Here is a 20,751-nt window from a genome sequence, read left to right on the forward strand (position 1 = left end):
ATTTGTGTTTTAGGCTTGTTCTTATTTAATCCATTCAATCAATAATCATTTAATTCAATTACATTATGAGAGATTTAGTTATTATGCCAGCTATGGCACAGAATCGTGAGAGAATGAATTTGGGTGAATATGCAGAAGAAGCTACCATTATCATGGACGAGCCAGTAAAGCCAGCCAATCATTTTATTGAAGCCAACACACAGGAAGTAACATTGAATCATTTGAAGAATGATTGCATTACTCCAGTGTTCTCTAAGGACAATGAGCTTACAATCAATCATGCTCAGTTTGTAGAAACCATACAGGATGCAGCACAATCTTTCTTTAGTGGTGAAAAGGTGGAACAAGCCACAATCAGAGCAAGCCACATTATTAAAGGCAGAATCCCAGAAGCAATCCACAAACCAGCCAACCAACTATTGGAATCTGATAAGACCATCTATTATGAAAGGGCAGCTTTCAGCATTGATATTCCTACTATCTATGAAACTGTGGGAGGAAACAAGCTGAATCTTTCCATCGTAGGTGTGAGAGCTTACAACCAGATGAATCTATATTCAAAGAAAGTTCCAGAGTTGTTCCGTTTGGCTATCGGATTCAAAAATCAAGTCTGCTGTAACATGTGCATCTTTACTGATGGTTACAAGGATGATTTGAGAGTAAGCAATACCACAGAACTCTATCGTGCAGCGTTGGAACTGTTCAGTAACTACAATCCAGCCAAACATATTTATCTGATGCAGCAATTAGGTAACACTACTATGAGTGAGCACCAGTTCTGCCAGATAATAGGCAGAATGCGACTTTATCAATGCTTGCCAACAGGCTACCAGAAAGCACTACCCAGAATGTTGCTTACTGATACACAGATAAACAGTGTAGCCAAGGCATACATCAATGATGAAAACTTTGGCAGCTTTGGAAGTGAGCTTAATATGTGGAAATTCTACAACCTGTTGACTGGAGCTAACAAGTCAAGCTATATTGATTCATTCTTAGACCGTTCCTTGAATGCTACAGAAATGGCTTTGGGAATCAATTCAGCTTTACATGGTGATGAGAGATATAAATGGTTCATTGATTAAATGAGCTTTATTGATTGAGAGAGAAAAGGGCATTCTTCATGGGTGTCCTTTTCTTAAATATCAAATAATTAACCATTTATATTTGTAAGTACGCAAATAAGTACATATCTTTGCATTATAACAAAGGAGGATTTATGAGAACAGCCAATTACACAGATTTAAGAGCCAACTTGAAAAGCTACATTGATGCGGTCATTGACGATTATGATACCGTAGTTGTCAATCGTGGGAATGGCAAAGGAGTAGTAATGATTTCTTTGGATGAATACAATTCTCTAAAAGAAACAGAGTACATCATGTCGTCACCTGAAACAATGGAAGCAATACATAAAGGTGAAGAGGATATTAAGAACGGTAACTCTATATCCCAAAAGGAAGGTGAAAGCATAGAGGATTTCTTAAAACGGGCAACATGTACAGAATAACATTATCGGAACAGGCACGGAAAGATTATCTATACTTTACCCAAAGCGGAAACAAGGCTATCTTAAACAAAATCAAAACTTTATTGGAAGATATTGCCGCACACCCATACACAGGAATAGGAAAACCAGAACCGCTTAAATATGAACTGGCAGGCAAATGGTCAAGAAGAATCAATGCAGAGCATAGAATTGTTTACTCCGTGCATAATGATATAATAGAGGTTTACATATTCTCTATGAGATACCATTATTCCAAGAAATAACACACATATTACTAATATTGAAGAAAGGACAGCTATTAAGTTAGTTGTCCTTTTTTATTTCTACCAATACTTACAATCATGGATAAACAGATAGATAAACTTATAGACCATATCAGAGATTTAGAAAATCGTTTGGGCGAAGTGGATAACAACCTCAGATATATAAAGGTAGTACAGGCATTGAAACATTCCTTAGATAAATTGGATGATATGTTTAGAAATAATCAAGAATTGCAGCATGAATATCAAGCAGCCTATCATAGCTATTTCTATACAGGTTACAGATTCTCCTTTTATGATAGAATCTGTAATTCTATACTGGATTATAAATATGGAAACAAACCTTTTTAAAATTGACATTATGAATATAGATTATAAAGTAGGAGAAGTGAAACTTTCCTACAAACCCAAATTCAAAAATCAGCAAAAAGTAACCTGCTCAGAGGATGCTTATAAATATATGCTTTCCACATATAAGAAAGGAACTATATGCTACAAGGAATATTTCAAAGTCCTGTTCCTAAATCAAGCCAACCAGATTTTAGGATATACTCTAATTTCAGAGGGAGGACTGACAGAAACGATTGCAGATATAAGACTTATTTTTCAAGCTGCACTACTTACAAATTCCGTAGCTTTAATTCTGGCACATAATCATCCAAGTGGAAATTTAAAGCCAAGCCCAGAGGATATAAGGCTTACAAAACAGATAAGGGAAGCATCAAATTTCATGCGAATAAAAATCTTAGACCATATCATCATTTCAGATACAGAATACTACAGTTTTGCAGATGAAGGAATACTGTAACATAAATAAGGGCACTCAATATTTTAGTTGGGTGTCCTTACTTTATAATATTCACTTTGATAATTAGTGAATGTTTCCTTATAAATCAATGAGTTAGTAAATCCAACTCAAAATTAATATTCACTCTTATTCATTTATTTATAAAACAGAACATTATGTCACTTAAATATTCAAGCACAACAGCAGACTATCTTGTCTGGTCTGATGCAATGAACCTAATAAGAAAACTGGCTAAAGATGATAATTACAAAATATCACTTCTTATAGCTTTAGGGTGTTTTACTGGATTGAGAATCTCAGATATTCTGGCTTTAAGATGGAAGCAGATATTAGATACAGACGAATTTACTGTAATTGAGAAAAAGACTGGTAAGATAAGAACCATAAGGCTGAATCCCCAGCTACAGGAACATATCAGAGAATGTTACGAGCATATAAACCCAGTTGGAATAAATGCACCTATCTTAGTAAGTCAGAAAGGTACAGTCTTTTCAGTCCAGAGAATTAATATCATTCTTAAAGAGGTGAAGAAGAAGTACAGGCTAAAGATTAAGAACTTTTCCTGCCATTCACTTAGAAAAACTTTTGGCAGACAGGTTTATAATATGAATAGTGAGAATTCAGAGCTGGCATTAGTAAAGCTTATGGAACTTTTCAATCATAGCTCTGTTGCCATTACTAAAAGATACTTGGGATTAAGGCAGGAAGAAATCTTACAGACTTATGAATCTTTGAGCTTTTAAACTACAGGCAGGACAAATCAAGAACAAGGTTAGCTTTATATACCCCAATCAAAGTTTGTCCTACCTAAATTTTAAACTCCAGATATATCTAAAGTCGGATTATTTATGTTTGGCATTTCAGCCCTATAGTAACAGGTCAAATCCATAATTGTTTTAACTTTAAAATCACCTTAAGTCTTATAATCCATATTGGAGATAGCTGTTTATAAATATCCAAAGATATGTTGGGATAAAGACGAATAATGTTTGATAGCAGAAGATTTACTATTTATCCCTACATCGTATAGACTTATTTAAAACCTTTCGCTAAATTTGCAACAATTTCAGTAAGTTATAGTGTTAGCAAGCTGAAAGGACATAATTAACGAAAGGTGTTATTGAAATTATCTTCTATTCTCAAATTCTCGCAAAATTTGAAATGGCATGAAGATGATAGCAATAGCACCCACACTTGATATATACCTACCTTATGTTTGTAAGGTTTCTATATACCGTTTGGTGTGGGGCTATTGTTTTATCCATGCCAAGGCAATGCGAGAAGCCAGAGAATAGGGTAAAACAAATAGTGTTCCCACACCTTTTTTATTTATCGCTTATTGTAGGGAACAGGTAAGCACTAAGTTATCACATACTATGGGTTTATTTAGTGGAATCAATGCTGTAAATGAAATTAATTCTCTTATTACTCAGATAGAGAGAAATATGAATGCTTTAGCTCCTATGATAGAATTAAACGGAATGAGGCATACCACACAATCCAAAGAACTAACAAAGCTAGTCCGCAGGGATTTGGATAGAATTAAAGACTTGTTGAATCAACATAGTTCTGCAAGAATAGCTGTTTACAGACTTAAAGGCGATAAAGTAGATTCTACAACATTAGTTGGATTTCTTGAAATGTGTCTAAAACAAGCTGAAAGTCTTATATAATTATGGATGCAAATGATATTAAGTTAGGATTACTCATTTTAGTAATAGTCCTTATTGGAGTTTTGGTAGGTTACTGCTTAGTAGGTTAAAATAAAATAGCTATAACATGAAAATATTTTATCTATTTGGATTAATGATACTGTTATTATCTTCATGTAATGATACCTCTGGTACATATTTAATCTCTGAGGTCACATTTAAAGATAATAACCTATCTGAACAAGAGAAACAAGAAACTATCAATGAGTTTCTTAATCGAGAAGTTCACCTTACTGTTCTTACAGAAAAAGTTGAGTTGGTATTGTCTGATAAGCCTAACACCTCTAAAATAACCCTGCAACGTACATCTAACAATTACTACTCAACAACCGATGGGAATATTACCATAAATTTAGAATTAGCTAATAAAAACTTTGTACAGACTCAATACAGATTAATTGAATATGGTAGTACTAATAATAAATTTTTCAACTTATATATGATTTTAGATAAGCAATAACGATAGTAGGCATAATAGCTATCTATAATCACAAATAATAATCAATTTAACAATAAATAAAAACAGTATTTGAGCCTAAAAACTCTTATGCTGTTTTTCTTTTATAGAGCTACTACATTTTAAGGAAATATCCAGATTATAAACCCCAATAAATAAAATGTTGTAGCATATCTAAAATAGAGAAATAAGGGAAAAGTCAAACAATTACAGAAGAAAGCAATATAATATAACTATAAACCCTTAAATATCTTTAGTTCCCAACCCCAATTATAAAGTAGCAAACTTGTACTTCATCTATGATATAGCTATATTTGTACAAGTTTAAGTGTTTCACTATTGTTTCACATAAACTTACAATAGAGATTATTAATTTAGTGATTCATAGCCTTTTAACAGGGAAACAAGAAATAGACTCATAATCTGGAGGTCCCAGGTTCAAGCCCTGGCTGGTCCACGAAGAATAACAGGAGGCCGTCTCAAAATAAACCTTGAGATGGCCTCTGTCGTTTCATATCAGATTGAAGTCGTTTGGATTTTTCCTCAAAAAGGAATTTACAAGTTTCCTTCTACAGATTTCACGTTTTACACCGTTTTTCCCTCGTCAGAAGCCTCCTAAGAGGCTACTTTTGCAAGATTATGCGCTATGGCCAGCAGGCCAAACTCAATTTCCACCTTTTTCAGCCCACGAAGATGGAACCTCTTGAAGTGCTTGTTGTTCTTGAGGTTTCCAAATACGGCTTCCACATCCTGCGGCCGCTGGCTCCGGTATTTAAGACCTTCCTCGGAGAGGAGTTTCTCACGTTCCCTTTCCTTGATTTTTCTCAGCCGATGATTCACTTGCACAATCCTTTCCGACCGGCTTCTGTGACACCGGCATCTTAACGGGCAGCCCTTGCAGTTCCGTGCCCTGTACCTTGAGACGGTCTGTACAAAACCGTTGTCTGTCGTCCGCTTTACATCGGAGAGTCTTTCCATCCTCTGTCCCATCGGACAGTACATCCCGTCGGTTTCTTCATTATAGTAGAAGTTGGCGGACAGGAACGGGTCATTCCTGAAGCTCCTTTTCTGTTCCTTATGGAAATAGTTGTACTTTATGAAGGTTTCAATGCCATGCCTGAAGGCGTACAGGTAGTTCTCCTCGCTTCCGTACCCGGCGTCACAGACGGACACGTCAGGATATCTGCCGTACAGGGAATGGAAGTCTTCCATGTGCAGGGGATAGGTGGAGGTGTCACCGGCACACTGGTGGAGGGTATAGTTCAGGATGAACTGTCTGTTGGTACTGACCTGCGGGTTGTATCCGGGCTTGAGCTGCCCGTTCCTCATGTGGTCCTCCTTCATCCGCATGAACGTGGCGTCGGGGTCTGTCTTGGAGTAGCTGTTGCGCCCGTCGAGAATCTTTCCCTGGGATTCGTATTTCTTCAGCTGTTCGGGCCATGCCTTCCTCACGCGCCGGACCTTGGCCTTCACTTTCCGGTCCGCATCCGTTCCCTCCAGAGCTTCATGTATCTGTTCCAGCGCCCTTTCCACCTTCTCGGGGGTGATGTCCTGGTAAGTGACGGGAGCGGAGTCGCGCAGCTCCTGCTTGGTGACGGACTCGGCGTACCGCCATATCTCCTCAAGCTGTTCCGCAATTCTGGAGATGCGGGTGTGGATGGACTTGCCCCAGACGAACGTATAACGGTTGGCGTTCGCCTCCATCTTCGTCCCGTCGGTGCAGGCTACGTCCAGACTTACAAAGCCCTCCGCCACGAGGAACTTCACGATGGTGGCGAAGACGGTCTTGAGCACATCCTTCAGCCGGCTGCTGCGAAAACGGTTGATGGTGTTGTGGTCAGGCACCCTGGTACCGGTCAGCCACATGAAGCGGATGTCATTGCGGCAGAACTCCTCAATGCGGCGGCTGGAATAGATATTGCGCAGATAGGCATATACCAGAATCTGCAGCATCATGCGGGGATGGTAGGCCGGACAGCCTTTGACGGAGTACTTGCGGTAAAGTTCTTCCAGGCTGATCTGTTCAATGATGCGGTGAACAACCCGGACCGGATCGTTCTGGGGAATAAAATCGCCTAAACACGGAGGTAAAAGCAGATTATCGTTGGAGGTATAGTTTTTAAACATTATCTTTGGGATATATTGCTTGATTCCCTAAGATACGAAAAATTAGGGAGACGGGCAAGTCCTGACTGAGCGAAGTTTGGGCTTGCCCGATTTTTTTTGCAGACACAAAAAAGGTAAGCATTCGGTAAACCACGTATTTTTGTCTCCAACTTCCATCATTAACTTTACGTCCAAAAAGCAAAGTTATGATGACACGAGAAGAAGTAGTAGAGATAATGAACTACTGCAAAGAGCACAAAGTGACTTATAAGTCAAGATTAGAGGAGCTCAATATCCCTGTATGGCGGTTTTATGACAGCAAATCCCGTTATGCCGCCGAGCAATCATCGGGTAAATCGGCTCAAGGTGAGTTTATCGAGCTTCCCCACAGCGGATCTTTTGTTCCTGTTCCTTCATTTGCCGGAACAAGCGGGCGTAAACAGAAAAACGCACCGATCCCGCCAAGCGGATTGAAAGAGATAGAAATACGTACACCGGCCGGTACTGCCATACGCATTTGCGGTGAGCTAAATGAAAAGGAACTGTTTTCAATCATCCAGGCCTGCAGCCATGTTCAGCCTTAATGACAGTATGCGCTATCTGTTGTATAACCGCCCGACTGATATGCGCAAAAGCTTTCATACTCTCAGCGGTATCATTACCGACGCCATGGGTCAGGACCCCAGCAACGGCAACGTATATATCTTCATAAACCGTGCCCGTGACCGCATAAAGCTCCTGCATTGGGAGCCGGGCGGCATGGTGCTGTATTCCAAACTTCTGGAAGCCGGTACCTTAGGCAAGCCTGATTCTGCCAACGACAATGAGGTCTGTACAAATATAGAATGGCGGGAACTTGTCATGATTGTGGAGGGTATCATGGAAGCCCGCGACTCCCGTCGCACGAGACTTGAAGACCTGCAGAAACTTCGAAAATAGTATCGGATTTTTACTCTATTCGCTTTTGTATGTCATTGGATTTTAGTATATTTACATTGTAGAACAATGAGATACAGATGCTTACAGAAGAACAGGAAAAAGCCTTATTGGAAGAAATTGAGAAGCTCCGTCAGGATAAAGCGGCGCTTATCAGCAGGGTTTCCTCGCTGGAACAATCCCTTTACTGGCTCCGGAAAAAAGTCTTTGGGCGGATGAGCGAGAAGAGTCTTCCGCTTGATCCCAACCAGCTGTTTCTGTTCTCAAAGGAGGAAATGTCCTCCATGGAAATATCCCGGATGGAGGAGGAAGTCCGCAAGAGTGAAGAAGAAATCACCAGAACTATAAAAGTCAAGGAAAAACCGGTCCGCAAGTCTCTGGACACTTCCTCACTGCCTGTAGAGGTTGTTGATCTTTACCCTGAAGGGACAACAGACGAGGAAGGCAGGCTTAAGGATGAATTCATTGAAATCGGAAAGGAAGAGAGTTCACGCCTGGAACGTGTTCCGGCAAAAGTATATATCCTGAAGACCGTCCGTCACAAAGTGATAAGTAAATCCGATATGGAGAAATACCCCGAGGAAAGGCAGATTCTGATTCACCCGCTACCTCTTGTTCCGGTCAGCAAATGTATGGCAGGCGCCTCGGTCCTGACGGACATTATCATCGGCAAGTTCATGTATCATCTCCCGTTCTACCGTCTGATACAGCAGTATCGCGAATCAGGAATCAGCATAAGCGAATCTACCATGTGCGGATGGTATGAAATGGCGGTGGAGAAACTCAAGCTGCTGTACAACCTGCTCAAACAGAAGATACTCTCCAGTGAGTATATACAAGTGGACGAGAGTGTCATTCCTGTGATGGACAATGAGAAACATAAGGCGAAAAAAGGGTATGAGTGGTGCGTGCGCGACGGCATCACGGGGGACGTCATGTTCCATTATGACCGTGGCAGCCGTTCGGGGATGGTAGCCCGTGAACTGCTGGGATGCTACCGTGGCATTGTGCAATGTGACGGCTATGCAGCTTACGAACAGTTCGAGCAGATGAAAGGAATCACCCTGGTCGGCTGCTGGGCACATGCCAGAAGGAAGTACGTGGATGCCCTGGAAGAGAACAGGACCCTGGCCACACAGGCAATACACTACATCGGCAAGCTGTACAAGATAGAATCTGAAGCCAATGATGCCGGACTCGCAGCCGAAGAGCGTAAGGAAAAACGTATAAGCGAAGCCTATCCGCTGATACTTGAATTTGAAAAGTGGCTGCAGGATGCTTATCTTAGAGTGCTTCCTAAAAGCCGCATGGGTAAAGCCATCGAATATACGTACACGCTTCTTCCCAGGCTTTCCAGATACGTAAACGACGGAAGAATCGAAATTGATGACAACCGCATAGAAAATGCCATAAGACCTTTGGCTTTGGGAAGAAAGAATTATCTGTTCTGCGGCAACGACGCATCCGCATACAGGGCTGCCATCGTGTACTCACTGATTGCCACCTGCAAGTCTGCAGAAGTAGACCCCAGAATCTGGATGGAAGATGTCCTGAGTAAAATCCCATATTATGAAAGGGATGAGAAGAATATGGAAGAACTTCTACCACGTAATTGGGCTAAATCCCATCAAACTTGTTCCGAATAGATACTATTAGTTCCGAATCGACTACAAATAACATCGATTCGGAACTAATTCACAAAATTTGCAACGTGGTTTACCGAATGCTTACGAAAGAAGAAGGAATCCCGGCGTAACCGCGAACTCCTGGAGGGACTGCCGGTAGTTGAAGTGGTGATTGAACCCGATCGGGTGGATTTGGACCGTTACAGACGGATCGGCGAGGAACGTACCCGTACGCTGGAATTTGAACCGGACAGGCTGTATGTAAAGGAGACTGTCCGTCCCAAATATGGACTGAAAGACAACCTGAGTCTTCCCAAGGAAGGTGAAAGCGGCGTAATCATTGCTCCGCTTCCACCTTCTCCTGTTTACAAATGTCTGGCCGGTTCCACCATGCTGGCCGAAATGCTCCTGCAGAAATACGAATATCACGTTCCATTCTACAGGCAGGTCAAGGAGTTCCGCCATCTGGGTGTCCGTCTTTCCGAAAGCACATTGAGCGGCTGGTTCAAGCCTGTGTGTGAACTGCTGAGACCACTTTATGACGAGCTGGTCCGGCTGGTTGTCGGCTGCGGATATGTTCAGGCGGACGAGACCACTGTAAGGGTGATCAGCAAGGGAAAGGGGAAGGCCGACAAGGAGTATCTGTGGATGGTCAGGGCGGTCATGGAAAAGCTGGTCATCTTCCATTACGATGACGGCTCCCGTTCGGGACAGACGATAAGGAAACTGCTGAAGGACTTCAAGGGATATCTGCAGAGTGACGGTTACAGTGCCTACAATGTATTTGAAGGTACTGAAGGAGTGTGCCTCATAGCCTGCCTGGCCCATATCAGACGTCATTTTGAGATGGCTCTGGAGGAAAACAGAGGTCTGGCGGAGCATGCCTTGAAAATAATACAGGAGATTTATCGGACAGAGCACTTTGCCGACTCCCGGAAATATACGCCGGAAGAACGGCGTGAACTGCGGAACCGTCAGTCCGCCCCCCTGCTGGATTCCTTTGAAAAGTGGATGGAAAGCACATATATCAAGGTTCCGCCCAAAAGCCGGATGGGACAGGCCATCTCCTATGCGTATCCGTTATGGCCCAGAATGAAGGCCTGTCTCAAAGACGGCAATATAAAGATAGACAATAATCTGGCCGAAAATGCGATACGTCCTCTGACGCTCTCAAGAAAGAACTTCCTCTTTTGTGGGAATCATGAGGCTGCGGAAAATACAGCGGTCATCTGTTCATTGCTTGCCACCTGCAAGTCACAGGAAGTCAATCCAAGAGAATGGCTGAATGATGTCATTGCCAGGCTTCCATATTATCAGAAAAAAGACTCCGGCAAAGATATCCGGGAACTGCTTCCGGATGTCTGGAAGTTGAAGAAGTCCAACGAAAATCCAATTGAAGTCTAATAGAGATACAATATAGAATAGCAAACTCTTCCTGTCAACTTTATATTCGTTGATAAGAAGAGTTTGTTGTTTTATGAATCTACAATGTGTATTTTATCGGATGCTTACGTTATTTCAGCGGTTTTTTCTTTATGTACTGTCCGCAAACAAAAAAGGCCGGCACACAGCCAGCCTTTCATGATTTATTTTCCCCCTGCCGGAAGATTCTTCAGGAAATAATCCGTCATGGATTTCCGCAGGTGATACGTGGTGCCTTCCCGCTCGTTGATGGCATGCGAGCGCATCGGATAGGACAGCTGATAGAACACCTTGCCGTGTTTCACCAGCTCGTTGACCAGCATCTCGCAGTTCTGATAATGCACGTTGTCATCGCCGGTGCCGTGAATGAGGAGCAGGTTTCCTTTCAAGCCTTCCACATACGAGATGGGCGAACCTTTGCGATAGCCTTCCGGATTGGCCTGCGGCGTGTTCATGTAGCGTTCCTGGTAAATGGTGTCGTACAACCGCTGGTCGGCAACAAACGCTATGGCAATCCCCGTGTGAAACACATCCGGATAGCGGAACATGCAGTTAAGGGTCTGACTTCCTCCCCCGCTCCAGCCTGTGATGCCGATGCGGGAAGTATCGATGAACGGATACTGACGGGCCAAATCGAGGATTCCCTGTGCCTGATCCTGTGAAGCAAAAGTACCCACCTCTCCATAGATGCATTTGCGCCATTCCCGTCCGCGAGGGGCAGCCGCTCCCCGATTGTCGATGCTGATTACGATGTAACCCTGGTTGGCCAGGAACTGATGCCACATATCGCCTCCCTGCCATACGTCCTGTACCGTGGAACTGGCCGGCTCCCCATAGACATCGATGATGACCGGATATTTCTTTGCCGGATTGAAATCTACCGGCTTGATCATAAAGGCATCCAGTACCAAGTTGCCGGAATGTGTCTTGACAAATTCCTTCGGGCGGAGCTGCAGCTGCTGATACTGTGCCAGCGCCTCCTTGTTGTCTTCAATGACCGACAAGGTCTTGTGCGACGGCAAGGCCACCATCTCTATTCGCGGAGGAGTGACAGCATTACTGAAAGTATGCACGGCGTACCTCCCGTCGGGAGAGATATTATATCGGTGCTGACCTTGTTCGTTCAGCGGGGAAAGGCGTTTCACTTCTCCCTTGCCAAACAGGTTGGCTAAATACAGATAACGCTGGGTATAGTTGTCCGGCGAGGCGATAAAATACACCAGTCCTTTTTTCAGGTCCATGCCCACCTGCTCAATCAAATCGAAATTGCCCTTCGTGATGGGCTGGATATCTTTTCCGTCACGGCTCACCCGATAAAGATGCCGCCATCCGTCCCGTTCGCTCTGCCAGGTAAAATACGTATTGTGCTTCAACCAGGTCACCTGGTCGTTGGTTTCCACCCAGGCTGCATCCGTCTCGGTCAGGATATTTTTCGGCGCACCGCCTCCGATGGTCGCAATCCATACCTTATTTGTATTCTGCGGACGGTTCATCTGCTGGATAAACAAGTCGTTGCTTCCCGGAATGAAATCCATCCGCATGATGTAATTCTGACGAGGGTCACCGGGCAAATCAATCCAAGTGGTCTCGCCTCCGGCAGCTGCCACATAGCCCACCTTTACGGCTGAATTGGTGGTTCCAGCCTTCGGATAAGGGAAGCGGATGATTTTCGGGTACAGAGAATCGACATTGTTGATAATATCAAACCAGCCGGTACCTTCCGTATCACTTTGCCAATAAGCAATGTATTTACCGTCGGGACTCCAGCGGAAACCATCCCGGCAGAAGAATTCCTCCTCATACACCCAGTCGAAAGTTCCGTTCACAATCGTACTGCTTCCATCGTGTGTCAGCTGTGTGATTTTCCCGTCGGACACATTCTCCACATAAATATTGTTTCCGCTCACGTAGGCCACCCGCGTCCCGTCGGGCGAAAACTTGGCAAACATCAGGCTGCTCTCTGGAAAATCTTTTCCCAGCTGACGCAACCGACCCGTTTCCCGGTCGAGCACCCAGTAATCGCCGCGTGTATCGTAGCGCCATACCCGCTTCGTATTCGTATAGACCAGCACCTGCTTGCGCGAAGCGTCAAAGCTGAAACTCCTGACCGACAAGGTATCGGAAGTACCCGGTTTGACAAACAGGGCAGCTGGTATCAATACTTCCCGTTTGCCCTTTCCGGAGGCATCGTACGACACGATGTCGTATCCGCCTGCGGGATTCTTTTCTTTCTTCGAATACTTGCCTCCGTCGGAAAGCCAGTTTACCTGACTTCCTCCTTTCGTGACCACCAATCCTCCGTTCACCACCTCTTCCAGCGTGGGAATATGCTGTGCATATACCGAAAGGGAAGAAAGGCAGCAAGCTATCAAAATCGTCTTTCTAATATTCATTTGCATACTAATTTTAGTGTTTTCAAGTAATAATGCCTATTTCCCCGATAAAAGTACAATATTTCTGACACAAACAGGCAAAATTCGGGCATAAAAAAACGCACTTGCGTTTTCCTTCAAACACAAGTACGTTTTCCCTAAAACACCCTTACGTTTCACACCAAACGCGAGGACGTTTGAAAACAAACGCAAGGGCGTTTTTTCAACACTCGTTTTCCACCTCAAAATTTTACCAGAATACGGAACACTTTTCCCGGATGAGCAGCCCATTCAGCCATGGCTTCCGCGGCCCCTTCGGGAGCTACGATACGGGAGATAAGTTCTTCTGTCGGGCAGTGGCCAGCCTTCATATAGTGAATCACGGCACGGAAATCGGCCGGTAATGCATTACGTGAGCCCCGGATGTCCAGCTCTTTCTGTACGAAATATTTTGTCTGGAACTCTACCCCGCTCTTGGCATAACCAATGCATACCACACGGCCGGTAAAGCCCACTTCATCGACAGCCATCACATAAGTGGCCGGACTGCCCACAGCTTCTATCACCACATCGGCACCCATGCCGCCGGAATACTCCTGCACCCGTTCGTGCACATTCTCTGTCTGTGAGTTGATGACATACGTAGCGCCCATTCTGCGGGCCAAAGCCAATTTCTCGTCGTCCAAATCGACAGCAATCACCGTGGCGCCACGCAAGGCCGCACGTACGATGGCTCCCATACCGACCATTCCGCAACCGATGACCATTACCAGTTCATTGTCGACCACCTGTCCGCGTGACACGGCGTGGAAGCCCACGCTCATCGGCTCAATCAGGGCACAGTCGCGGGCAGAAATACCCTCTGCCGGAATCACCTTGTTCCAGGGCAGTACAGCATATTCGCACATCACCCCCTTGCGCTGCACGCCGAGAGTCTCGTTGTGCTCGCAAGCATTCACCCGTCCGTTCCGGCACGAAGCACACTTGCCGCAATTCGTATAAGGATTCAGCGTCACACTCATGCCCTTCTTGAAACTGTCGGGTACTCCCGCCCCTACAGCTTCTATCACGGCACCGACTTCATGTCCCGGAATGACCGGCATCTTCACCATCGGGTTCCGTCCGAGATACGTATTCAAATCAGAGCCACAAAAACCTACATACTCAATCTTTACCAATATCTCCCCTTCGTGCAGTTCGGGTTTTTCAATCTCCACAACCGCCATTTGCTGGGGAGCTGCAATTTGAACAGCTTTCATTTTCTTCGTATTTTTTATTCTACATTTCTATTTTAATCCAACACCTTGTATCCCTTCCAGCCATAATAGGCACAGAACAGGAAACAAACCATCGGAACAAGATAAGCCACATGATACATCTGCGCATTGACATGCATCAGATAGGCCGTGAACTGAGGCAGACAGGCATTTCCCACAATGGCCATCACCAGGAAAGCGGCCCCGCTCTTGGTTTGGTCGCCCAACCCTTTCAATGCCAGCGAAAACTGAGTGGGATACATGATGGACATAAAGAAGGAGATGCCCAGCATGGCATACAGCCCGGTCCGCCCGCCACACACGGACACTACCAGACACAGCACAACGTTCACCAGTGCATACACCAGCAACATGTCCTGCGGACGGAAACGAATCATCAGTCCGGTACCAATCCATCGTCCGAGCAGGAAGGCCAGCATATACAATCCAAAATACGTGGTAGCCACGGTTTCCGAAATGCCTGCATACGTACAGCAGTACACCAGAAACAGGCTGTTGATGGCTGTCTGCCCGCCGTTATAGAAGAATTGGGCAATTACTCCCCAGCGCAGATGCGACCGCTTCCATACCCCGAAGTCAATCAGTTTCTCCTTGGTAGCCTCCCGGTGTCCTTCATCACCAATCTTCGGCAGTTTGGCAAAAAGGAAGACCACGGCAATGAGCAGCAACAATACGGCCAGTACCAGATAAGGAGACTTCATGGCATCCGTTTCCAACTGGATATAGGCATCCCATCCGCCCGGATAATCCGCAGGCAACGTTTCGCGCGTATAATGAGTACCGCTCAACACCAGTTTGCTCAAGAACATGGCCGAGATGAAGGCACCCAGCCCGTTGAACGACTGCGCCAGGTTCAAGCGCCGGGGAGCAGTGGCCGCCTCACCCAAAGCCGTAACATACGGATTGGCCGCCGTCTCCAGGAAACACATTCCGGTGGCAATAATGAAGAAGATGCACAGATACGCCCAATATTCTTTCAAGATGGCTGCCGGAAAGAACAACAGTCCTCCCACCGCCGCCAGAAACAACCCGAACACAATACCGGCCTTGTAGCTGTAACGCTTCATGAACATGGCAATCGGAATCGGGAAAATAAAATAAGCCAGCCAATAAGCCGTTTCCGTAAAAGAGGCTTCAAAGGTATTCAGTTCACAGGTCTTCATCAGCTGCCGGATCATGGTAGGCAACAGGTTGCTGCTGATGGCCCACAAAAAGAACAGGCTGAACACCAGTGCCAGCGGAAGTGTATAACCCTTGTTTTTCATCGTATCCTGCCTTTTCGCTTATTCCGACATATTCTTGATATAAGGAAGCTCCGGCAACTCATAGAAACCATAAAAACGACGGGCATTCTCTCCAAGAAACAAGGATTTCTCTTCGTCTGTGAGCTCCTGCGACTTGCTCACGAAATCGTACGACATCCGATACGTGATAGCCGTAATCGTACGCGGATAGTCCGAGCCCCACATCAGTTTTTCGAAACCAACCCAATCGGCTGCCTCCCGAATGGCCCTTATAGCCCCCTTGAACGGGTAAAACTCGTCGTTGAACAGCCAGGTAATGCCGCCCGATTCAATACGCACATTCGGATGGCGCGCCAGCTTGATTTGCTCTGTCCAACCGGAAGTGGTCACCATCCCGAAATGACCAATGGCCACTTTCAGGTCAGGACATTCCTGAATCACCTCTTCCAACTCACCCACCTGCGTAGCCCCGTCGGCCATATCAATGGACAGCAAGACACCGTGTTGTTCCATCAGATGGAACATCTGCATCATTTCCTCACAGTTCAGCCACACACGGCCTTCTTTGAGCAACAGGCGCTGGGCCGGTATCTTGATGCCCCGGAAGCCGCGGGCAATAAGCTGACGTGCCTGCTCCAAATATCCCGGCTTGCGAAACTCGCACATGCCGCACACAAAAAAGCGGTCGGGATAACGGGCAGCCACCTCCGCCAGATAGTCATTCTGAAAACCGTCGATAAACTCCTGTGTCACCACTGCCGCAGCCACCTGCGCATAATTCATGTTCGACAGGAATACCTCGGCACTGTTCACTCCGTCGGTCATAAACGGGGGAAGCATCTGACGCACTTCCCCCATAAACAATGACCGCCCATTCTCCAGGGTACGGACAGGCAGTCCATCGACTACCGTATCCTGCTTCAACCACAAGTGAGAATGTGCATCTATAATCAACCCCATATACAACTCCTCCTTTATGAATTAGCCCAGCTCACGCGGAACTGGTCGCCGATGATTTCCCGCACTTCACGTACCAGTTCCTCATCCATCGGCTCCTCGATATACGCTATATTCTTCTTCACATTCTGCGGATTGGCCGTACTGAACAATGTTGTGGCAATTCGCGGATTGCTGACCGCATACTGCATGGCCAGCTTCTCAATGGGATAATGCTTGGCCTTGCAATGCTCCATCGCTTTCCGGCAAGCCTCCACCAACGGCTGGGGTGCCGGATGCCAAGCCGGAACACCTCTCTCTGTCAGCAGTCCCATAGACAACGGAGAGGCATTGATGACGCCGATACCTTTCGACTCAAAATAATCCAGGAAATCCAACAGCTTGTCGTCGCACAGGCAGTGATGGCAGAAGTTCAGCACCGATTCCACCGTACCGTCCGGCGCATGGTCAATCACCCATTTCAGGTTCTCCAGCTGAAGGTCGGTAATGCCCACATGACCTACCACCCCTTTCTCCCTCAGTTCCACCAAGGCTGGCAGAGTCTCATTCACCACCTGGTTCAAGTCGGCGAACTCGATATCATGCACGTTAATCAAATCAATATAATCAATGTGCAGGCGTTCCATGCTTTCGTACACACTTTCCGTGGCCCGCTTACCGGAATAATCCCACGTGTTCACTCCATCTTTTCCGTAACGTCCCACCTTCGTGGAAAGGTAATACTTGTCGCGTGGAATCTCCTTCAACGCCTTTCCCAACACGGTCTCCGCCTTGTAATGTCCGTAATAAGGAGACACGTCAATAAAATTCATCCCCAAATCGATGGCTGTAAACACCGCCTCCAAGGCTTCTTTTTCTTTAATGTCATGGAACACTCCTCCCAACGAAGAAGCTCCAAAACTCAGGGCAGAAACTTTCATCCCCGTTTTTCCTATTTCATGGTATTGCATAGTTATTTTATTTAAGATTCATACAAATAAAACATTCGTTCCATCAACCGCCATTTTTCAGCCGAACTGCTGCCCGGCACACATTCCTGAAAACGGGCCACGTGGTCTTCCCATTCAGCCTGACGGGGCAACCGGGCCAGACGTTTCATCGCGGTATCCCAGTCGAAGTCCAGCGGCGTTTCCACAATCATGAACAGGCGGCTGCCGATGATGTAAATCTCCATCTCCAGAATCCCGACCGACCGGATGCCTTCCCGAATCTCCGGCCAGGCCTCTTCACGACTGTGTATTTTCCGGTATTCCGCTATCAGTTCAGGATTATTCTTCAAATCCAGTGTCTGGCAATAGCGTTTGACAGGCATTCCATACTCTTTTACTCGATATCCTTCCATCTCATCATCTCATAATCTTCAGCACGGGGGCAATCTGGTTCAACGGCTGTGCCGGAAGCACCACCTGCAAACCCTCAGTCGTACGCACAAAATCTACTTTTCCGTATCCCAATAACTCTACCCGCTGAATATCTTCTTCATAAAGCTTGCTGTCGGCAGCCAGCGACTTGACGGTCACTTTGCCATCTTCCGGCCAGGCCAATACGGTGGCATACAAAGCTTTTGGGGTTTGGGTAAACCGGATTTCCTTGGATCCCGCCTGACTATAGGAGCCTTCATTGAAGCCTTGCGCATTCAAGGGAATGTCTTCTTCCGCAATCGGGCCTTCGCCAAATACTTTCCACGGACGCGTATCGTAAATGGCTTCTTTGTTGATGTTCATCCATTCACCAAACTCCTTCAAGATTTTCTCTTCCTTCTCATCAAAAGTGCCATCGGCCCGCAACGGCACGCTCAACAACAGATTGCCGTTCTTGCTCACGATGTCAATCAACAGTTTGGCCACATAGGCAGCCGATTTATATTCATTCTTTTCATAAATGGACGTATTGTAATGCCACCCGCCGATACAGGAACATGACTGCCAAGGCTGATCGATAATCTGATTGGGGGCCCCGCGTTCCACATCCCATACCAATGCCTTCCGCTGGTTCTCGTCCAGAATCTTCCCGAACATCACCGCTTCCAGTTTTCCCTGATGTGTAGCCATGTTGTGGTTATAGAAATGTGCTGCGATCTTCAGTCCCGCATCACTGATGGGATAGAAAGGAGCAACCGTCACATCAAAATAAATCAAATCCGGATTGTAACGGTTGATGGCATCTACCGTACGGTTATAGAAGTTTGTACAATATTCCGGGGTAGGAATGCACACTCCGTTTCCCCACGCCCACTGGCGGTGAATCATTCCATTATCCCAACTGTTTTCACTCAACGGATGGTTCTGTGCATACAAATCCTGCGGGTCGTATCCTTCCCACCACTTACCTTTTCCGTCGGCCTTGGTCAGCTTTCCATCGTAAGGAATACCTTTTTTCGGGCCAATCGTATCATGACGCTGTGAGGGTTCATACCAGCTCCACGCATGGTCGGCATGGAAACTGATGCCGAAATACAGTCCGTATTTCCGGGCAGCTTTCTCCCATCCGGCCAGAATGTCTTTTTTCGGTCCCATGTTTACCGAGTTCCAAGGCTGGTACTTGCTGTCCCACAAGTCCATGTTGTCGTGATGATTGCCCAAGGCAAAGAAATACTGGGCACCGATTTTCTTATAAAAGGCCACCAGCTTGTCGGGATCCCATTTCTCAGCCTTCCACAACGGAATGATGTCCTTGAAACCCACCTCCGACGGATGGCCGTAGTGTTCCACATGGAACTTATATTCATTCGAGCCTTCAATATACATAGAGCGGGCCATCCAGTCACCGGAACCTTCCACACATTGGGGCCCCCAATGCGCCCAAATGCCAAATTTCACGTTCCGGAACCATTCCGGCACCTGATAGTTGCTTTCAAGCGAAGCCCAGGTAGGTTCGAATTTGCCTTTCATCATCGGTTCGTCTTTCTCCGAAACCGGCACCTGATAGGTTTGAGCAGCCAGTCCGCTGACAGATAAAAATAAAGAAGCCAGTATGAGTTTTGTTTTCATAAGCATGATTTTATAGAGATTCTTATAAAAACAAATTTACGGAGAAACCTCAAATATGGATAGGATTAAATGGTAAGTTTATATGCCAATATCGACAAAATATCTTCAATAAGCTCTTTATTCCCATTTTATTCACACTTATTTCGACAATCTTTCATTAAGGGGAAAAAATAAAAATGTAAATTTATCGCCAAAATTCAACCTATGAATCTACAAGTAGAACAACTGCATCCGCTGGTCTTAAATGTGGGATTAGCCATTCATAATTCCGACTGGAACTGGAAAAATGTCAACAGCCCGTTTACACGTTTATATTACGTCACGGAAGGTATCGCACAGATAGAACTGCCCGACGGAATACATACTTTATGTCCTAACCACATGTATTTTGTACCAGCATTTACGGTGCATACCAATATCTGCAATTCACATTTTGTCCATTACTATTTACACATTTACGAAGACCACTATTCGGAAAACGATTGGCTGGAACACTGGAACTTCCCAGTAGAAATAGAAGCCGGGACATTCGACTTGGCACTTTTCCAACGTCTTTGTGAAATCAACCCGCACATGACGCTTCAAAAATCAGATCCTACCACCTATGACAATAATCCAACACTTATGCGTAACCTGCTTCGAAATCGACAAAGAGCGTTCTACGATAAAGTAGAATCTAGGGGAATCGTACTGCAACTGTTGTCGCATTTCCTGAAACATGCCCAACCCAAAACCGAAATGGAAGACAACCGAATAGCAAAAAGCGTAATGTACATTCGCAAGCATCTTAATGAAAGCATTGAGCTAGAGAAGCTGGCAGAAATTTCCTGCTTGTCAAAAGACCATTTTATTCGGCTATTCAAAAAAGAACTAGGGAATACTCCCTTACAGTACATCAATCAAAAAAAAATAGAAAAGGCCCAGCTACTCTTGGTTACAGAAGATTTAGCGGTTAAAGAAATAGCCTTCCGGCTGGCCTTTGAAGATTATTCTTATTTCAACCGCCTGTTCAAAAAAATAACCGGCGTGACTCCTCAGGAATACCGCCGGCTATATTAAGTTTAAAGCTAAT

Annotated in this window: 20 protein-coding genes and 1 pseudogene; 13 read left to right on the forward strand and 8 right to left on the reverse strand. The window is 45.3% G+C overall.

Annotated elements, in window-relative coordinates; translation table 11 throughout:
- Nucleotides 1-65 precede the first annotated feature (65 nt).
- From OIM59_RS15860 to OIM59_RS15895, 8 genes are all read left to right on the forward strand, one after another.
- On the forward strand, nucleotides 66-1,085 hold the full coding sequence (locus tag OIM59_RS15860; protein ID WP_299170778.1) for a DUF3871 family protein: 1,020 nt from the start codon (nucleotides 66-68) through the stop codon (nucleotides 1,083-1,085).
- Nucleotides 1,086-1,219: 134 nt separating this feature from the next.
- Complete coding sequence (locus OIM59_RS15865) at nucleotides 1,220-1,510, forward strand: type II toxin-antitoxin system Phd/YefM family antitoxin (protein WP_299170780.1); 291 nt, start codon at nucleotides 1,220-1,222, stop codon at nucleotides 1,508-1,510.
- Nucleotides 1,498-1,773: a Txe/YoeB family addiction module toxin gene (locus tag OIM59_RS15870; protein ID WP_299170782.1), complete on the forward strand. Its 276-nt coding sequence runs from the start codon at nucleotides 1,498-1,500 to the stop codon at nucleotides 1,771-1,773. The genes OIM59_RS15865 and OIM59_RS15870 overlap by 13 nt, the downstream gene beginning before the upstream one ends.
- A 78-nt stretch (nucleotides 1,774-1,851) precedes the next feature.
- A complete protein-coding gene (locus OIM59_RS15875; protein ID WP_299170784.1) occupies nucleotides 1,852-2,124 on the forward strand; it encodes a hypothetical protein in 273 nt (90 codons plus the stop codon).
- A gap of 10 nt (nucleotides 2,125-2,134) precedes the next feature.
- A complete protein-coding gene (locus OIM59_RS15880) occupies nucleotides 2,135-2,581 on the forward strand; it encodes a RadC family protein (RefSeq protein ID WP_299170786.1) in 447 nt (148 codons plus the stop codon).
- A 155-nt stretch (nucleotides 2,582-2,736) separates the two neighbouring features.
- On the forward strand, nucleotides 2,737-3,324 hold the full coding sequence (locus OIM59_RS15885; protein WP_299170788.1) for a tyrosine-type recombinase/integrase: 588 nt from the start codon (nucleotides 2,737-2,739) through the stop codon (nucleotides 3,322-3,324).
- 633 nt (nucleotides 3,325-3,957) lie between these two features.
- Nucleotides 3,958-4,254 (forward strand): hypothetical protein, encoded by a 297-nt coding sequence (locus tag OIM59_RS15890; RefSeq protein ID WP_299170790.1) that lies wholly within the window; start codon nucleotides 3,958-3,960, stop codon nucleotides 4,252-4,254.
- A 106-nt stretch (nucleotides 4,255-4,360) separates the two neighbouring features.
- Complete coding sequence (locus tag OIM59_RS15895) at nucleotides 4,361-4,753, forward strand: hypothetical protein (protein WP_299170792.1); 393 nt, start codon at nucleotides 4,361-4,363, stop codon at nucleotides 4,751-4,753.
- Nucleotides 4,754-5,365: 612 nt separating this feature from the next.
- On the opposite strand, the gene OIM59_RS15900 is transcribed toward OIM59_RS15895, so the two are convergent.
- Nucleotides 5,366-6,877, reverse strand: coding sequence for an IS1182 family transposase (locus OIM59_RS15900; RefSeq protein WP_303896023.1), 1,512 nt, complete (start codon nucleotides 6,875-6,877; stop codon nucleotides 5,366-5,368).
- A gap of 185 nt (nucleotides 6,878-7,062) precedes the next feature.
- Between OIM59_RS15900 and OIM59_RS15905 the strand changes: the two genes are divergently transcribed.
- The 4 genes and pseudogenes from OIM59_RS15905 to OIM59_RS15920 all read left to right on the forward strand — a co-directional run.
- Nucleotides 7,063-7,440: a hypothetical protein gene (locus OIM59_RS15905; protein ID WP_227195382.1), complete on the forward strand. Its 378-nt coding sequence runs from the start codon at nucleotides 7,063-7,065 to the stop codon at nucleotides 7,438-7,440.
- On the forward strand, nucleotides 7,427-7,795 hold the full coding sequence (gene tnpB, locus OIM59_RS15910) for an IS66 family insertion sequence element accessory protein TnpB (protein ID WP_299170796.1): 369 nt from the start codon (nucleotides 7,427-7,429) through the stop codon (nucleotides 7,793-7,795). The genes OIM59_RS15905 and tnpB overlap by 14 nt, the downstream gene beginning before the upstream one ends.
- 77 nt (nucleotides 7,796-7,872) lie before the next feature.
- Nucleotides 7,873-9,438, forward strand: coding sequence for an IS66 family transposase (locus OIM59_RS15915; protein WP_299170798.1), 1,566 nt, complete (start codon nucleotides 7,873-7,875; stop codon nucleotides 9,436-9,438).
- A gap of 87 nt (nucleotides 9,439-9,525) precedes the next feature.
- Nucleotides 9,526-10,821: pseudogene (locus OIM59_RS15920) on the forward strand (IS66 family transposase); the annotation flags it as partial.
- A gap of 182 nt (nucleotides 10,822-11,003) precedes the next feature.
- On the opposite strand, the gene OIM59_RS15925 reads toward OIM59_RS15920, so the two are convergent.
- The 7 genes from OIM59_RS15925 to OIM59_RS15955 form a co-directional block, all read right to left on the reverse strand.
- A complete protein-coding gene (locus OIM59_RS15925) occupies nucleotides 11,004-13,232 on the reverse strand; it encodes a S9 family peptidase (RefSeq protein ID WP_303897663.1) in 2,229 nt (742 codons plus the stop codon).
- 221 nt (nucleotides 13,233-13,453) lie between these two features.
- Entirely contained in the window at nucleotides 13,454-14,470 is a 1,017-nt protein-coding gene (locus OIM59_RS15930) for a zinc-binding alcohol dehydrogenase family protein (protein ID WP_072541405.1), read from the reverse strand.
- A gap of 32 nt (nucleotides 14,471-14,502) precedes the next feature.
- Complete coding sequence (fucP, locus tag OIM59_RS15935; protein ID WP_303897665.1) at nucleotides 14,503-15,753, reverse strand: L-fucose:H+ symporter permease; 1,251 nt, start codon at nucleotides 15,751-15,753, stop codon at nucleotides 14,503-14,505.
- 18 nt (nucleotides 15,754-15,771) lie between these two features.
- Nucleotides 15,772-16,692 carry an amidohydrolase gene (locus OIM59_RS15940; protein WP_303897666.1) on the reverse strand — a complete coding sequence of 307 codons (921 nt, stop codon included), beginning with the start codon at nucleotides 16,690-16,692 and terminating at the stop codon, nucleotides 15,772-15,774.
- Nucleotides 16,693-16,706: 14 nt separating this feature from the next.
- Complete coding sequence (locus OIM59_RS15945) at nucleotides 16,707-17,639, reverse strand: aldo/keto reductase (RefSeq protein WP_299172843.1); 933 nt, start codon at nucleotides 17,637-17,639, stop codon at nucleotides 16,707-16,709.
- Nucleotides 17,640-17,650: 11 nt separating this feature from the next.
- A complete protein-coding gene (locus OIM59_RS15950) occupies nucleotides 17,651-18,031 on the reverse strand; it encodes an L-rhamnose mutarotase (protein WP_303897669.1) in 381 nt (126 codons plus the stop codon).
- Nucleotides 18,032-18,035: 4 nt separating this feature from the next.
- A complete protein-coding gene (locus OIM59_RS15955; RefSeq protein WP_303897671.1) occupies nucleotides 18,036-19,679 on the reverse strand; it encodes an alpha-L-fucosidase in 1,644 nt (547 codons plus the stop codon).
- Between the two features lie 204 nt (nucleotides 19,680-19,883).
- On the opposite strand from OIM59_RS15955, the gene OIM59_RS15960 reads away from it, so the two are divergent.
- Nucleotides 19,884-20,738, forward strand: coding sequence for an AraC family transcriptional regulator (locus OIM59_RS15960; protein ID WP_299172852.1), 855 nt, complete (start codon nucleotides 19,884-19,886; stop codon nucleotides 20,736-20,738).
- Nucleotides 20,739-20,751 lie beyond the last annotated feature (13 nt).

Source organism: Bacteroides mediterraneensis (assembly GCF_025993685.1).
In the GTDB taxonomy this organism is placed as follows: domain Bacteria; phylum Bacteroidota; class Bacteroidia; order Bacteroidales; family Bacteroidaceae; genus Phocaeicola; species Phocaeicola mediterraneensis_A.